The sequence below is a fragment of the Sphingomonas sp. AOB5 genome (assembly GCF_029433115.1).
Taxonomy (GTDB): Bacteria; Pseudomonadota; Alphaproteobacteria; order Sphingomonadales; family Sphingomonadaceae; genus Sphingomonas.
Genome location: NZ_JARNTV010000141.1, coordinates 1 through 605 on the forward strand (window position 1 = coordinate 1; position 605 = coordinate 605).

At 72.6% G+C, this 605-nt stretch carries 2 protein-coding genes; both read right to left on the minus strand.

Annotated features, from left to right (window positions below; all coding sequences use genetic code 11):
• The coding region (locus tag P1X14_RS22070) for a heme exporter protein CcmB (RefSeq protein WP_277317574.1) at positions 1–387 on the minus strand (387 nt) is incomplete at its 3' end.
• A partial coding sequence (locus tag P1X14_RS22075; RefSeq protein WP_277317575.1) for an ATP-binding cassette domain-containing protein occupies positions 384–605 on the minus strand: 222 nt, incomplete at its 5' end. The genes P1X14_RS22070 and P1X14_RS22075, both read right to left, overlap by 4 nt.

Genomic DNA, 605 nt, shown 5'->3' on the forward strand with positions numbered 1-605 from the left:
GACCTGCACCAGCGTCTCGCCCGGCAGGCGCAGCAGCGCGGCGGCGATCACGGTTGCCGCCAGCAGGGTCGGTGCGAAGCCGAGCCAGTGGCCGGTCATCTTCGCCGCCGCGACCGTCGAGTCCGATAGCCCGCGCACCACGAACTGATCGAGTACCCCGCTCTCGGCATCGGGTGCGATCAATCGCTCGACCGGGAGCAAGGCCGCGAGCAAGGCCGCCGCCCAGATGACCCCGCCGCCGATCCGGGCGAGCAGCTTGCCGTCCGGCCCCACCGCGAAGGGGAACAGGATCGCGACCAGCAGGAAGAAAGCGACCGGCAGGACGAGGCCGCCGCTGGTCCACGACCGCCGCAGTTCGCGCAGGACGATGGCGGCGAAGGCGTTCACAGCACCACCTCGACCGCATCGGGCAGCGCCACGGGAAGGTGCGTCGCGACCAGCACCGCGCCGCCGCTCGCGCGGTGCGTCGAGATCAGGCCTTCGAGCATCGTCACCGACGCGGCGTCCAGGCCATTGGCGGGTTCATCGAGCAGCCAGACCCGTGCGCCGCTCGCCACCACGCGCGCGATGGCGGCACGGCGGCGCTGGCCGGTGGAGAGGCTCCG